Origin of the sequence: uncultured Aquincola sp. (assembly GCF_964001545.1) — a bacterium.
In the GTDB taxonomy this organism is placed as follows: domain Bacteria; phylum Pseudomonadota; class Gammaproteobacteria; order Burkholderiales; family Burkholderiaceae_C; genus Aquincola.
This window is the reverse complement of sequence record NZ_CAXFDV010000081.1, coordinates 1-14,100: the sequence shown is the minus strand read 5'-3', so window position 1 is coordinate 14,100 and position 14,100 is coordinate 1. Positions and strand designations below refer to the sequence as shown.

General features: G+C 68.4%; 12 protein-coding genes. 3 read left to right on the top strand and 9 right to left on the bottom strand.

Going from position 1 to position 14,100, the window contains the following annotated elements; translation table 11 throughout:
- Window positions 1-208: 208 nt before the first annotated feature.
- The gene (locus ABNT58_RS02960; protein WP_348752021.1) at window positions 209-2,425 is read left to right on the top strand and encodes a TonB-dependent receptor; all 2,217 of its coding nucleotides are present in this window, start codon (window positions 209-211) and stop codon (window positions 2,423-2,425) included.
- Here the strand turns inward: ABNT58_RS02960 and ABNT58_RS02955 are convergent.
- From ABNT58_RS02955 to ABNT58_RS02915, 9 genes are all read right to left on the bottom strand, one after another.
- Window positions 2,422-3,036, bottom strand: coding sequence for a YigZ family protein (locus tag ABNT58_RS02955; RefSeq protein ID WP_348752020.1), 615 nt, complete (start codon window positions 3,034-3,036; stop codon window positions 2,422-2,424). The two genes, ABNT58_RS02960 and ABNT58_RS02955, sit on opposite strands and share 4 nt — an antisense overlap.
- Before the next feature lie 7 nt (window positions 3,037-3,043).
- A complete protein-coding gene (gene fghA, locus ABNT58_RS02950) occupies window positions 3,044-3,901 on the bottom strand; it encodes an S-formylglutathione hydrolase (protein WP_348752019.1) in 858 nt (285 codons plus the stop codon).
- Window positions 3,902-3,921: 20 nt separating this feature from the next.
- Complete coding sequence (locus ABNT58_RS02945) at window positions 3,922-5,028, bottom strand: S-(hydroxymethyl)glutathione dehydrogenase/class III alcohol dehydrogenase (RefSeq protein WP_348752018.1); 1,107 nt, start codon at window positions 5,026-5,028, stop codon at window positions 3,922-3,924.
- A gap of 73 nt (window positions 5,029-5,101) precedes the next feature.
- The gene (gene gshB / locus ABNT58_RS02940; protein ID WP_348752017.1) at window positions 5,102-6,061 is read right to left on the bottom strand and encodes a glutathione synthase; all 960 of its coding nucleotides are present in this window, start codon (window positions 6,059-6,061) and stop codon (window positions 5,102-5,104) included.
- A 14-nt stretch (window positions 6,062-6,075) separates the two neighbouring features.
- Complete coding sequence (locus tag ABNT58_RS02935; RefSeq protein ID WP_348752016.1) at window positions 6,076-7,245, bottom strand: benzoate/H(+) symporter BenE family transporter; 1,170 nt, start codon at window positions 7,243-7,245, stop codon at window positions 6,076-6,078.
- 3 nt (window positions 7,246-7,248) lie between these two features.
- Complete coding sequence (locus tag ABNT58_RS02930; protein WP_348752015.1) at window positions 7,249-9,150, bottom strand: potassium transporter Kup; 1,902 nt, start codon at window positions 9,148-9,150, stop codon at window positions 7,249-7,251.
- 75 nt (window positions 9,151-9,225) lie between these two features.
- A complete protein-coding gene (gshA, locus tag ABNT58_RS02925; protein WP_348752014.1) occupies window positions 9,226-10,518 on the bottom strand; it encodes a glutamate--cysteine ligase in 1,293 nt (430 codons plus the stop codon).
- A gap of 145 nt (window positions 10,519-10,663) precedes the next feature.
- Window positions 10,664-12,193 carry an ammonium transporter gene (gene amt / locus ABNT58_RS02920; protein ID WP_348752013.1) on the bottom strand — a complete coding sequence of 510 codons (1,530 nt, stop codon included), beginning with the start codon at window positions 12,191-12,193 and terminating at the stop codon, window positions 10,664-10,666.
- Between the two features lie 21 nt (window positions 12,194-12,214).
- On the bottom strand, window positions 12,215-12,553 hold the full coding sequence (locus ABNT58_RS02915; RefSeq protein WP_046113293.1) for a P-II family nitrogen regulator: 339 nt from the start codon (window positions 12,551-12,553) through the stop codon (window positions 12,215-12,217).
- On the opposite strand from ABNT58_RS02915, the gene ABNT58_RS02910 reads away from it, so the two are divergent.
- The gene (locus ABNT58_RS02910) at window positions 12,534-12,797 is read left to right on the top strand and encodes a hypothetical protein (protein ID WP_348752012.1); all 264 of its coding nucleotides are present in this window, start codon (window positions 12,534-12,536) and stop codon (window positions 12,795-12,797) included. The genes ABNT58_RS02915 and ABNT58_RS02910 overlap by 20 nt on opposite strands.
- A gap of 137 nt (window positions 12,798-12,934) precedes the next feature.
- On the top strand, window positions 12,935-14,100 hold a 1,166-nt coding region (locus ABNT58_RS02905; protein ID WP_348752011.1), incomplete at its 3' end, for a YifB family Mg chelatase-like AAA ATPase.

Sequence of the window (14,100 nt, the reverse complement as noted above, 5' to 3'; positions counted from 1 at the left end):
CTCATCCACCGGCGGCACCGGCGGCTTCGTGCCGGCGCTGCAGAACCTGCAGATCGTGGGCGGTGCGCTGGTGCAGGACATCGTGCGCCACTGGCCGCGATGGCGCGAGGGCGTGCCGCAACCCTGACATCACTTCACACTGTTTTGAGGCGCGGCAACAGGCATGGGCCTTGCGGTTACTTCGGGAAAACATTTCCGGAGGAATCCCTTGCGCCGTACACGCCGTCCAGCCGCTGCCTGCCTCACGCTGGCCCCGCTCACCACCGCCTTGCTGCTGGCCCTGCCCGCGATGGCGCAGGAAACCGCCAAGCTCGAATCAGTGACCGTCACCGCCGAGCGGCGGGCCGAGAACATCAAGGACGTGCCCAGCTCGGTATCCACGATTTCGGGCGAAACGCTGGACGTGCTGAATTCCAGCGGCCAGGACGTGCGGGTGCTGTCGGGCCGCGTGCCCAGCCTCAACATCGAGTCGTCGTTCGGCCGCGCCTTTCCGCGCTTTTACATCCGCGGCTATGGCAACACCGACTTCCGGCTCAATGCCTCGCAGCCGGTCTCGCTGATCTACGACGACGTGGTGCAGGAGAACCCCATCCTCAAGGGCTTCCCGGCCTTCGACCTCGAACGCATCGAGGTGCTGGCCGGCCCGCAGGGCACCTTGTTCGGGCGCAACACGCCGGCCGGCGTGGTCAAGTTCAATTCGGTGCGCCCTTCGCAGAAGCAGGAGGGCTACTTCAGCGCCGGCTATGGCAGCGACAACGCGGTGAACCTGGAAGGCGCCTTCAACCTGCCGCTGTCGGGCGCCTGGTCGGCCCGGGTGTCGCTGCTGTCGCAACAGCGTGACGACTGGGTGCACAACACCAAGACCACCGGCACACAAGACCTGGAAGGCTACCGCGACCGTGCCGTGCGGCTGCAGGCGCTGTACGAGCCCAGCAAGGACTTCAGCGCGCTGTTCAACCTGCACAACCGCGACCTCTCGGGCAGCGCGCGGCTGTTCCGCGCCAACATCATCCAGCCCGGCAGCAACAACCTGGTGGACGGCTTCGACCCCGACAAGGTCAGCCTGGACGGCATCAACGAGCAGACGCTGTCCAACACCGGCGGCAGCATGCGCCTGAAGTGGGGCCTGCCGGGCATGGCGCTCTACTCGATCACCGGGTATGAGACGCTGAGCAGCTTCAGCCGCGGCGACGTGGACGGCGGCTTCGGCGCCGCCTTCCTGGGCAACGACGATCCGGCGCCCATCCCCTTCCCTTCTGAAACCTCCGACGCGCTGCGCGGCCACAGCCAGTGGTCGCAAGAGTTCCGGCTGGAGTCGGCCACCGAAGCCCCGCTGCAATGGCAGACCGGCCTGTACTTCTTCAAGGAGAAGTACCGCATGCTGAGCGCCAACTACGACTCCACCACCGCCGGCAATCCGCAGACGGGCGACACCATCACCACCACGCAGAAGAACGACGCGTGGGCGGTGTTCGGCTCGCTCAGCTATGCGGTGAGCCCGCAGCTCAAGCTGCGCGGCGGCCTGCGCTACACGCATGACAAGAAGGAATTGAGCACCGCGCCCGATGCGTCGCTGAACAGCGCCGCCGGCCTGGCGATGGAGACCAACAATTCCAAGACCAACTGGGACGCCAGCGCCACCTACGCGTTGACGCCCGACGTGAACGTGTACGCCCGCGTCGCCACCGGCTTCCGGGCCGGCAGCATCCAGCCGGCCTCGGCCTTTGCGCCGATGTCCTCGGCCGCGCCCGAGACCAACACCTCGTACGAAGCGGGCGTGAAGGCCGACCTGTTCGACCGCCGGGCGCGGCTGTCGGCCAGCGTGTTCCGCTACACCGTCAAAGACCAGCAGCTGACGGCCGTGGGTGGCACCGACAACGCCAACATCCTGGTCAGCGCCAAGAAGGCGCAAGGTCAGGGCGTGGAGATGAACCTCACCGCCTACCTGACCGACAACCTGCTGCTGGGCCTGTCGGGCAGCTACAACCACACCCAGATCAAGGACGGCAACCTGCAGGTAATTGGCTGCCGCAGCTGCACCGTCACCGACCCGGCGGGCACCCTGCCGGGCACCTACAACATCAACGGCAACCCGCTGCCCAATGCGCCCAAGTGGATCGGCAACGTGAACCTGCGCTACAGCGTCCCCACCGACAGCGGCGAGTGGTACGTTTTCACCGACTGGTCGTACCGCAGCAAGGTCAGCTTCTTCCTGTATGAATCGAAGGAGTTCACCGGCAAGTCGCTGCTGGAAGGCGGCGTGCGGCTGGGCTACATCTGGGGCAACGGCAAGTACGAGGCCGCCATCTTCGGGCGCAACATCACCGACAAGGTGGTGGCCACCGGCGCCATCGACTTCAACAACCTGACCGGCTTCATCAACGAGCCGCGCACCTGGGGCGCTTCGTTCAAGGCCACCTTCTAAAGCTTGCGAAAAGTACCGCCGGGGTCGGGTTGCGCCCATCGCACCCGACCCTGGGTCAGGTCTTCGATGCGTTGCCGCAGGGCCGGCGCGGCCGGCTCGGACACAGTGAAGGCCAGCGTCACCTCCATGCCGTGCTGCACCTCGCCCAGCGTGGCGCGGGCGGCTTCCAGCTCACGGCGCAGCGCACCTTCCATCGCATAGGGCACGGTGCATTGCAGCGTGGCCAGGCGCTCCAACGTGATGCGCTCGGCCTGCAGCAGCGCCTGCGCCACCGCGTCGGTGTAGGCCCGCACCAGGCCGCCCGCGCCCAGCTTCACGCCGCCGAAGTAGCGCACCACGGTGGCCAGCACGCCTTCCAGTTCCTGGTGGCGCAGCACCTCCAGCATCGGCCGGCCGGCGGTGCCGCCGGGCTCGCCGTCGTCGTTGGCGGCCGAATCACCACCGGCCAGCAGCGCCCAGCACACATGGGCAGCGCCGGGGTGCTGGGCCCGCAGTGCCGCCACGCGCTGCAGCGCGCCGGCGCGGTCGCGCATCGGCTCCACGCAGCCGATGAAACGGCTCTTCTTGATCACCAGCTCGCTGGCGACCGGCGCGGCCAGGGTGGCAGCCAAAGCCGCGTCAGCGCCCGCCGTTCAGCGCCGCCGCGTGGTGGGCCAGGTGGTCGGCGATGAAGCTGGTGATGAAGTAGTAGCCGTGGTCGTAGCCGGCATGCCGGCGCAGCGTGAGCGGCTGGCCGACGGCTTCGCACGCCGCCTCGAAGGCTTCGGGGTACAGCTGCTCGGCCATGAATTTGTCGGCCAGGCCCTGGTCGACCAGGATGCCTAGCGGAAAGGGCGCGCTGGCCTGCCGGGCCATCAGCGCGCTGGCGTCGTGCGCTTCCCAAGTGCTGCGGTCTTGGCCCAGGTAGCCGCTGAAAGCCTTGTGGCCCCAGGGGCAGCGGGTGGGCGCGGCGATCGGCGCAAAGGCCGACACCGAGCGGAAGCGGCCCGGGTGGCGCAGGGCCAGCGTCAAGGCGCCATGGCCGCCCATCGAGTGGCCGAACAGGCCGGCGCGCTGCGCATCGAGCCCGAAGGCGGCGGCGGCCTCGGGCAGCAGCTCGTCCATCAAATAGCTTTCCATGCGCCAGTGCTGGGCCCAAGGTTCCTGCGTGGCGTCGAGGTAAAAGCCCGCGGCCACGCCGAAGTCCCAGGCATCAGCCTCGCCCGGCGCGTTGGCGCCACGCGGGCTGGTGTCGGGCATCAGCAGCGCGATGCCGTGCTCGGCCGCCAAGCGCTGCGCACCGGCCTTGATGGCGAAGGTTTCTTCGTTGCAGGTCAGGCCCGCCAGGTAGGTGAGCACGGGCACCGGCCCTTGCGCCGCCTGCGGCGGCAGGTACAGGCCGAAGCGCATCGGCAGGCCGATCTCGCGCGAGTCGTGCTTGTAGAAGCGCTGCTCGCCGCCGAAGCAGCCATGCGCGCTGATCAGTTCGAAGCTCATGCGGGCCTCCTGCAAGGCGATCAGTAGACGACGACCGAGCGGATCGACTCGCCGCGCTTCATCAGGTCGAAGCCTTCGTTGATCTGGTCCAGCTTCAGCGTGTGGGTGATCAGGTCGTCGATGTTGAGCTTGCCCTCCATGTACCAGTCGACGATCTTGGGCACGTCGGTGCGGCCACGGGCGCCGCCGAAGGCGCTGCCCTTCCACACCCGGCCGGTGACCAGCTGGAACGGCCGCGTGCTGATTTCCTGGCCGGCCGCGGCCACGCCGATGATCACGCTCTGGCCCCAGCCGCGGTGGGTGCACTCCAGCGCCTGGCGCATGGTGGTGGTGTTGCCGATGCACTCGAAGCTGTAGTCGGCACCGCCGTCGGTCAGCTGCACGATGGCGTCCACCACGTTGGGCACGTCCTTCGGGTTGACGAAGTGGGTCATGCCGAACTGGCGCGCCATGGCTTCACGTTCGGGGTTCAGGTCCACGCCGATGATCTTGTCGGCGCCCACCATCTTGGCGCCCTGGATCACGTTGAGGCCGATGCCGCCCAGGCCGAACACCACCACGTTGGCGCCGGCTTCCACCTTGGCCGTCCACAGCACCGCGCCGATGCCGGTGGTGACGCCGCAGCCGATGTAGCAGACCTTGTCGAAGGGCGCGTCCTCGCGGATCTTGGCCAGCGCGATGGCCGGCGCCACGATGTGGTTGGCGAAGGTGCTGGTGCCCATGTAGTGGAACAGCGGCTGGCCGTCGATCGAAAAGCGCGAAGTGCCATCGGGCATCAGGCCCTTGCCCTGCGTGGCGCGGATGGCGGTGCACAGGTTGGTCTTGCGCGACAGGCAGCTCTTGCACTGCCGGCATTCGGGCGTGTAGAGCGGGATCACATGGTCGCCGGGCTTGAGCGAGGTGACGCCGGGGCCCACGTCCACCACCACGCCGGCGCCTTCATGGCCCAGGATGGCGGGGAAGATGCCTTCGGGGTCGGCGCCCGACAGCGTGTAGTAGTCGGTGTGGCAGATGCCGGTGGCCTTGATCTCGACCAGCACCTCGCCTTCGCGCGGGCCGTCCAGCGTCACGTCTTCGATGGTCAGCGGGGCACCGGCTTTCCAGGCGACGGCGGCTTTGGTCTTCATGGGCAAATCCTCGGGTCTTGAAATGAAAGCGGCCGCTGTAGACGGCCGCATTGGGATGTTGGGGCGTACGGCCTCAGGTCCGCGGCGCGGCCACCGCAGCCTCCAGCGCATCGACGAAGCGGGCCGCCACGTCGAAGCCGGTCTGCTGCGTGATCTCCTGGAAGCCTGTGGGGCTGGTGACGTTGATCTCGGTGACGCAGTCGCCGATCACGTCCAGACCCACGAACAGCAGGCCGCGGGCGGCCAGCACCGGGCCGATGGCCTCGGCGATCTCGCGGTCGCGGGCCGACAGCGGCTGGGCCACACCCTTGCCGCCCACGGCCATGTTGCCGCGGATCTCGCTGCCCTGCGGAATGCGCGCCAGCGCATGCGGAATCGGCTCGCCGCCGATCAGGATGATGCGCTTGTCGCCCTGCACGATCTCGGGCAGGTACTTCTGCACCATCACCGTGGTGCGGCCGTGCTGGTTCAGCGTCTCGATGATGCTGCCCAGGTTCATGCCGTCGGCGCCCACGCGGAAGATGCCCATGCCGCCCATGCCGTCCAGCGGCTTCAGGATGATGTCCTGGTGCTGGGCATGGAAGTCGCGGATGGCCTGCGCGTCGCGCGTGACCAGCGTGGGGCCGATGACGTCGGGGAACTCGAGGATGGCCAGCTTTTCAGGGTGGTCGCGCAGCGCCCGCGGGCTGTTGAGCACCAGCGCGCCTTCCCGCTCGGCCTGCTCCAGCAGGTGGGTGGCGTAGAAGTACTCGCTGTCGAAGGGCGGGTCCTTGCGCATCAGCACCGCGTCCACCGCGGCCAGTTCCACCGGCCGCTGCTCTTCGACCTTGAACCAGGCGTAGGCATCGCCGGTGAGGCTGATGCGGCGCGCATCACGCGCCACCACGCGGCTGCCGCGCTGCCAGGCCAGGCCGCGCTGTTCGCAGGCCCAGATCGTGTGGCCGCGGCGGGCGGCCTCGCGCATCATCGCGAAGGTGGTGTCCTTGGCGGTCTTGAAGACCTCCAGCGGGTCGGCAACGAACAGCAGATCCATGGGGCGCAGACGGGTCAGCGGGCGGGGCGCCAGTGTTGCACAGCCAGCGCCAGCGCGCCGGCCACCACGCCCCAGAAGGCCGAGGCCACGCCGAACAGGCTGAGGCCGCTGGCCGTCACCACGAAGGTGATGAGCGCGGCTTCGCGGGTGCGCTCGTCCTTCATGGCCACCGCCAGTCCGCTGCCGATGGTGCCCAGCAGCGCAAAACCGGCCACGGCCAGCACCAGCGCCTTCGGAAAGGCCGCGATCAGGCCCACCACCGCGCCGCCCAGCAGGCCGACGACGATGTAGAACACCCCCGCCGCCACCGCGGCCATGTAGCGGCGGTCGGGGTCTTCATGCGCCTCGCGGCCATTGCAGATGGCGGCGGTGATGGCGGCCAGGTTGAAGGCATAACCGCCGAAGGGCGCCAGCAGCAGGCTGGCCAGCCCGGTGGTGGCGATCAATGGCGACACCGGCGCGCTGTAGCCGGCCGCGCGCAGCACCGCCACGCCGGGCAGGTTCTGCGAGGCCATGGTCACGACGAACAGCGGCAGCGCGATGCCCACCAGCGCGCTCCAGCTGAAGCGCGGCGTGGTGAACACCGGCACCGCCGGCGACCAGTCGATGCCGCCCAAGTGCAGCGTGCCCTGCAGCGCCGCCACGCCCATGCCCACCGCCAGCACACCCGGCACCGCATAGCGCGGCCACAGGCGCCGGCCGGCCAGGTAGGCCAGCAGCATGGGCAGCACCAGCGCCAGGTCGGTGCGCAGCGACAGGAAGGCGTCGAACGCAAAGCGCACCAGCACGCCGGCCAGCAGCGCCGCGGCCAGTGCCTGCGGAATGCGGTCCATCACGCGGCGGAAAGCACCGGTGACGCCCGCCAGCACGATGAGCAGCGCGCAGACGATGAAGGCGCCGACGGCTTCTTCCATCGTGCGGCCGGCGCCGGCGGTGACCAGCAGCGCCGCGCCCGGCGTGGACCAGGCGGTGAGCACCGGCTGCCGGTACCACAGCGACAGGCCGGTGCTGGTCAAGCCCATGCCCAGGCCCAGCGCCCACATCCAGCTGCTCAGCTGCGCCGGCGTGGCGCCCAGGCTGGCGGCCGCCTGGAAGATGATGACCACCGAGCTGGTGAAGCCGACCAGCACAGCGACGAAGCCCGCCACCACCGAGGTGAGCGAGAGATCCTTCCAAAACTGCACAGGCTAGATTTCTACTTTGGAGCCCAGCTCGACGATGCGGTTCGCCGGCAGGTGCAGGAAGTCGGCTGCCGCCGCCGCATTGCGGTGCATGTTGGCGAACAGCTTCTCGCGCCACATCGCCATGCCCTGGCCGATGCTGGGCACCACGATGTCGCGGCTGAGGAAGTAGCTGGTGTCCATCTCGTCCAGCGGCACGCCGCGGCCGGCCAGCAGCTTCAGCGCCTCGGGCACGTCGGGGTCGTTCTTGAAGCCGAAGTGCAGCAGCACCGACCAGCAGTCGTGGCCCAGCGGCGTCATCTCCAGCCGGCGGCCGAAGCCGATCCACGGCACCTCATGGTTCTGCACCGAGACGAACAGGTTGTACTCGTGCAGCACCTTGTTGTGCTTGAGGTTGTGCATCAGCGCATTGGGCACGATGGTGGGGTCGGCCGACATGAACACCGCCGTGCCCGGCACCCGCGTGGGCGGGCTGATGAACACCGATTCGAGGAAGCTCTTCAGGTCGATCGCGTCGTCGCGCAGCCGCTCGGCCACCAGCTGTCGGCCGCGCATCCAGGTGGTCATCAGCGTGAACATGCCCAGGCCGATGACGATGGGGAACCAGCCGCCCGAGAAGAACTTGAGCAGGTTGGACAGGAAGAAGGTGATGTCGATGACGAAGAAGAAGCCCGTGGCCAGCAGGCACAGCGGCAGCGAATACTTCCAGCCGTAGCGGATCACGTAGAAGGTCATCACCGTGGTGATGGTCATGTCCAGCGTGACCGCGATGCCATAGGCATGCGCCAGATTGGACGAGCTGCCGAACAGCCCCACCGCCAGCACGATGAGCACGTACAGGCACCAGTTGATGAAGGGTACGTAGATCTGCCCGGTGTCGCGCACCGAGGTGTGCTTGATGTACATGCGCGGCAGCAGGCCCATCTGGATGGCTTGCCGCGTGACCGAGAAGGCCGCGGTGATCAGCGCCTGCGAAGCGATGATGGTGGCGCAGGTGGCCAGGCCCACCAGCGGCAGCGCCGCCCACTTGGGCGCCAGCAGGTAAAACGGGTTGGCCGCGGCTTCCGGGTTCTCGAGCAGCAGCGCGCCCTGGCCGAAGTAGTTCACCACCAGCGCCGGCATCACGAAGCTGTACCAGGCGATGCGGATGGGCTGCTTGCCGAAGTGGCCCAGGTCGGCGTAGAGCGCTTCGCCGCCGGTGATGCACAGCACCACCGCGCCCAGCGCGATGAAGGCCACCATCGGGTTCTCGCTGATGAAGCGCAGCGCATACACCGGGTTCAGCGCCAGCAGCACGTGCGGGTTCTCGAGGATGCCCGGCAGCCCCAGCGCCACCAGGGTGATGAACCACACCAGCATCACCGGCCCGAAGAAGCGGCCGATGCCGCCGGTGCCGAAGCGCTGCACCGCGAACAGCACGGTGATCAGCAGCAGCGTGACCGGCACCACCACGCCATGCAGCGCCGGCGCGGCCACCTCCAGGCCCTCGACCGCCGACAGCACCGAGATGGCCGGCGTGATCACCCCGTCGCCGTAGAAGATGGCGGTGCCGAACATGCCCACCAGCAGCAGCGTCTGCCGCAGCGCGGGCCGCTCCTTCACGGCGGTGGTGGCCAGCGCCAGCATCGCGATCAGCCCGCCTTCGCCGTTGTTGTCGGCGCGCAGGATCAGCAGCACGTACTTGAGCGAGACGACGACCGTCATCGTCCAGAAGATCATCGACAGCACGCCCAGCACGTTGTCGTGCGTGACGGCGACGCGACCTTCCGCAAACACTTCCTTCAGGGCATACAGCGGGCTGGTGCCGATGTCGCCGTAGACGATGCCCAGCGCGGCGAGCGTCAGGGCGGCCAGGGCGGCCGGAGAGCGGTTGGCGTTGTGAGAACCCACGAAGCAGCACCCCACCATCGGGGGTCGTTCATCGAAAGGCGCCTATTGTGCTCGCAGCCGATGCTGCACCGCCGCAAAGTCTCCCGGCCGTGTTTATTCGTAAACCTCGGCGTCCGGGTCCGTCGCTTCCAGCTCATAGCTGGCCGCCAGCATCGCCAGCCGGCCGATCACGCCGTACATGTAGAAGCGGTTGGGGGCGCTCACGCCCGGCTTGGCACCGGGCTTGGGCAGCTGGTTGTGCTCGGCGAAGGCCAGCGGCACGTAGCGCGCGCCCGGGGTGTTCAGGTTCTCGTCGGTGCCGCGCTCGGCATGCACGCGGTAGAAGCCGCCCACCACGTAGCGGTCGATCATGTAGACCACCGGTTCGGCCACCGCGTCGTGCATGCGTTCGTAGGTGGGCACGCCTTCCTGGATCAGCACCTGGGTGACGTGCTGGCCGTCCTTGGCCTCGCCCATCTTCTCAAGCGCGCGGCGGCTCAGCTCGGCCAGCTCCTTGGCGTCGCGCACCATCAGGATGCCCATGCCGTCGGTGCCGTTGTCGGCCTTGACCGCCACGAAAGGCTTTTCGTTGATGCCGTATTCCTTGTACTTGCGGCGCACCTTGGCCAGCATCGCGTCGGCCTGCGTCTGCACGCAGTCCAGGCCGTCGCCCTGGCTGAAGTCCACCTGCCCGCACTGCGCGAACATCGGGTTGATCAGCCACGGGTCCATGCCCATCAGCTTGCTGAACTTCTTGGCCACTTCCTCGTAGCTCTGGAAGTGGGTGCTCTTGCGGCGCACCGCCCAGCCGGCGTGCAGCGGCGGCAGCAGGTACTGCTCGTGCAGGTTTTCCAGCTTGGCCGGCAGGCCGGCCGAGAGGTCGTTGTTCAGCAGCACGGTGCAGGGGTCGAAGTCCTTCAGGCCCACGCGGCCGCGCACCCGCTGCAGCGGCTCCACGGTCAGGTCGCTGCCGTCGGGCAGGGTCACGGTGGTGGGGCCGGTCAGGCTCTCGTCCAGCGAGCCCAGGCGCACGTTGAGGCCCGCCTGGTGGAAGATGTTCTTCAGCCGCTGCAGGTTGGCCAGGTAGAAGCTGCCGGCGTGGCGCTCAGGCACCAGCAGCAGGTTCTTGGCCTCGGGGCAGATCTTCTCGATCGCCGCCATCGCCGCCTGCACCGCCAGCGGCAGCATCTCGGGCGTCAGGTTGTGCCAGCCGCCCGGAAACAGGTTGGTGTCCACCGGCGCCAGCTTGAAGCCGGCATTGCGCAGGTCGACCGAGGTGTAGAACGGCGGCGTGTGCTCCATCCATTCCAGCCGAAACCAGCGCTCGATCGCCGGCATCGACTCCAGGATGCGCTGTTCCAGTTCGTTGATGGGCCCGGTCAGGGCGGTGATGAGATGCGGAACCATGCTGATCGCCCGTGTGCGCTGTGAAGACTGATTCTAGAAGTGCGGCAGGTGGGGGCGAGCGGCGGAATCGCCAGCCGGAAACAGGAAAAAAAGGGGCCGCCCGAAGGCGGCCCAATCGCTCTGTCGATCTTGGTTGGGAAGCGGCTTACTTGCTGTAGGCCGTTTCGCCGTGCGAGGTGATGTCCAGGCCTTCGCGTTCGTCTTCTTCCGAGACGCGCAGACCGATGGTCAGGTCGACGATCTTGTAGGCGATGACCGAGACCACCGCCGACCACACCACGGTCAGCAGCACGGCCTTGGCCTGCGTCCACACCTGGCCGGCGATGGTGTACGCGTCGGGGGCGATCATCGCCACCGTGGTCCAGTCGGCCACGGCGCTGGGGCCGCCCAGGTTGGGCGAATTGAACACGCCGGTCAGCAGAGCCCCCAGGATGCCGCCCACGCCGTGCACGCCGAACACGTCCAGCGAGTCGTCCGCGCCCAGCAGCTTCTTCAGGCCGTTGACGCCCCACAGGCAGGCGAAGCCGGCGATGAAGCCGATGATCAGGCCGCCGCCGATGCCGACGTTGCCGGCCGCGGGGGTGATGGCCACCAGGCCGGCCACGGCGCCCGAGGCCGCACCCAGCATCGAGGCCTTGCCACGCATCAGCGCTTCACCGATGCACCAGGCCAGCACGGCGGCGGCGGTGGCGAACAGCGTGTTGATGAAGGCCAGGGCCGCGAAGCCGTTGGCTTCCAGCGCGGAGCCGGCGTTGAAGCCGAACCAGCCCACCCACAGCAGCGAGGCGCCCACCATGGTTAGGGTCAGGCTGTGCGGGGCCATGCTTTCCTTGCCGTAGCCCACGCGCTTGCCCACCATGTAGGCACCCACCAGGCCGGCGACGGCGGCGTTGATGTGCACCACGGTGCCGCCCGCGAAGTCCAGCGCGCCCCACTGCCAGATCAGGCCGGCCTTGGCGTTCATCGCATCGACCACGTCGGGGCCGGTGTAGGCGTCCGGGCCCATCCAGAACCACACCATGTGCGCGATGGGCGCATAGCTGAAGGTGAACCAGATGGCGGTGAACAGCAGCACGGCCGAGAACTTGATGCGCTCGGCGAAGGCGCCCACGATCAGCGCGCAGGTGATGCCCGCGAACGTGGCCTGGAAGGCCGCGAACACGATCTCGGGGATGACCACGCCCTTGCTGAAGGTGGCGCCGTTGGCAAAGGTGCCGGCGACGTTGTCCCAGATGCCCTTCATCATCAGCCGGTCGAAGCCGCCGATGAAGGCATTGCCTTCGGTGAAGGCCAGGCTGTAGCCGTAGATGGCCCACAGCACGACGATCATCGCGAAGGTGACCATCACCTGCATCAGCACCGACAGCATGTTCTTGCTGCGCACCAGGCCGCCGTAGAACAGGGCCAGGCCGGGCACGGCCATCATGATGACCAGCAGCGTGGACAGCATCATCCACGACACGTCGCCCTTGTTGGGCGTGGGCGCCGGCGCAGCGGCGTCCGAGGCGGCGGCGGCCGGGGCCGACGCGGTGGCTGCAGCCGGTGCAGCTGCTTCAGAAGCGGCGGCAGCCGGTGCCGTCGCGGCTGGGGCCGAGGCGGGCTCCTGCGCCGCGGCCATCCCTCCGAGGCCCAGGAGCGACAAGCCCAGGGCGAACGAGACAATCAGTTTTTTCATGGGTCTTTCTCTTGGTGGGCGTCAGAGCGCGTCCTTGCCGGTTTCCCCGGTGCGAATGCGCACGACCTGCTCGAGCGGCGACACGAAGATCTTTCCGTCGCCGATCTTTCCGGTGCGCGCGGAGGCCTCGATGGCCTCGATGACGCGGTCGACGATCGCGTCGTCGACGGCGGCTTCGATCTTGACCTTGGGCAGGAAGTCGACGACGTACTCGGCGCCGCGGTAGAGCTCGGTATGGCCCTTCTGGCGGCCGAAGCCCTTGACTTCGGTCACCGTGATGCCCTGAACGCCGATGCCGCTCAAGGCCTCACGCACTTCGTCGAGCTTGAACGGCTTGACGATGGCGGTCACCATCTTCATGGTTGCTTTCTCCCGTTGGATCAAAAGTGTGCTGACGCCGAAAGCGGCGCCGGTCGAGCAGAACAACTCGCCGCAGACCGGCGATCAAAAGACCAGTAGCCCGGCAGCGGACCACCGGGTGACTGCAGGGGTTTTTGCAGCTTTTGTGCCAACACCCTGTTTCAGCCCACGCCCCAGGCCGGGGCGGCTTTTGGCGCTCGCACCAAGCACCAGCATCGACCGCACCAGCGGGGTGAATGCCTGAAAACCGCACCGCAGCGGTGCATTCAGAGGGCCGGTGCCAGCAGAGCGGGCGCGTTCGCCCACGCGGCACACCTCACCGTCACAATCGGATGGTCGCAGTCCGGACGCCGTATCTCCCACTCTTCGAGGAGGCTGGCCATGACGCTGGCGATCGTTGCGAGCCGCGCGCTCGACGGGCTGGACGCCCCCGCGGTGCAGGTGGAAGTGCACCTGGCCAATGGCCTGCCGGCCTTCAACCTGGTGGGCCTGGCCGACACCGAAGTGAAAGAAGCCCGCGAGCGGGTGCGCGCCGCCCTGGCGCACAGCGGGCTGGGCTTTCCGCACAACAAGCGCATCACCGTGAGCCTGGCGCCGGCCGACCTGCCCAAGGAGTCCGGCCGCTTCGACCTGCCGATCGCCCTGGGCATCCTGGCCGCCAACGAACAGCTGGACGCCGCCAAACTGGCCCGCCACGAATACGCGGGCGAGCTGTCGCTGGCCGGCGAGCTGCGGCCGGTGCGTGGCGCGGTGGCGCTGGCCTACGCCGCGCGCCGCGCCGGCGCCAGCCGCTCGCTGGTGCTGCCCGAAGCCAGCGCCAGCCAGGCCGCCCTGGTGGACGGCGTGGCCGTCTACGGCGCCCGCCACCTGATGGACGTGGTGACTGCGCTGCAACCCGGCGACGACGCGCCGCCGCTGGCCCGCGCCACCGCACCGGAGCGCCCACCCGCACCGCCCGGCCCCGACCTGCGCGACGTGCGCGGCCAGGCCGCCGTCAAGCGCGTGCTGGAAGTGGCCGCGGCCGGCGGCCACAGCCTGCTGATGGTGGGCGCGCCAGGCACCGGCAAGTCGATGCTGGCGCAGCGCCTGCCCGGCCTGCTGCCGCCCATGGCCGAAGAAGAGGCGTTGGCCACTGCCGCCATCGCCAGCCTGGGGCGCACCGGCTTCGACCTGGCGCAGTGGCGCCAGCGGCCGGTGCGCGCACCCCACCACTCGGCCAGTGCGGCGGCGCTGGTGGGCGGCGGATCACCGCCGCGGCCGGGCGAGATTTCGCTGGCGCACGGAGGTGTCTTGTTCCTTGACGAGCTGCCGGAGTACCCCCGACATGCGCTGGAAGCCCTGCGCGAGCCGCTGGAAACCGGCCAGGTGACGCTGTCGCGGGCCGCGCGGCAGGCCACCTACCCGGCGCGCTTCCAGCTGATCGCCGCGATGAACCCCTGCCCTTGCGGCTTTCTGGGCGCGCCGGCCGGGCACTTGCGCGCCTGCCGCTGCACGCCCGACCAGGTGGCCCGTTACCAGGGCCGGCTGTCGGGGCCGCTGCTGGACCG

Coding starts and splice junctions, on each gene's coding strand:
- fghA (WP_348752019.1), bottom strand. CDS start 3,901: ATGAGCTTCGAACTGATCAGCGCGCATGGCTGCTTCGGCGGCGAGCAG.
- ABNT58_RS02945 (WP_348752018.1), bottom strand. CDS start 5,028: ATGAAGACCAAAGCCGCCGTCGCCTGGAAAGCCGGTGCCCCGCTGACC.
- gshB (WP_348752017.1), bottom strand. CDS start 6,061: ATGGATCTGCTGTTCGTTGCCGACCCGCTGGAGGTCTTCAAGACCGCC.
- ABNT58_RS02930 (WP_348752015.1), bottom strand. CDS start 9,150: ATGGTGGGGTGCTGCTTCGTGGGTTCTCACAACGCCAACCGCTCTCCG.
- gshA (WP_348752014.1), bottom strand. CDS start 10,518: ATGGTTCCGCATCTCATCACCGCCCTGACCGGGCCCATCAACGAACTG.
- amt (WP_348752013.1), bottom strand. CDS start 12,193: ATGAAAAAACTGATTGTCTCGTTCGCCCTGGGCTTGTCGCTCCTGGGC.
- ABNT58_RS02910 (WP_348752012.1), top strand. CDS start 12,534: ATGGCGGTCACCATCTTCATGGTTGCTTTCTCCCGTTGGATCAAAAGT.
- ABNT58_RS02915 (WP_046113293.1), bottom strand. CDS start 12,553: ATGAAGATGGTGACCGCCATCGTCAAGCCGTTCAAGCTCGACGAAGTG.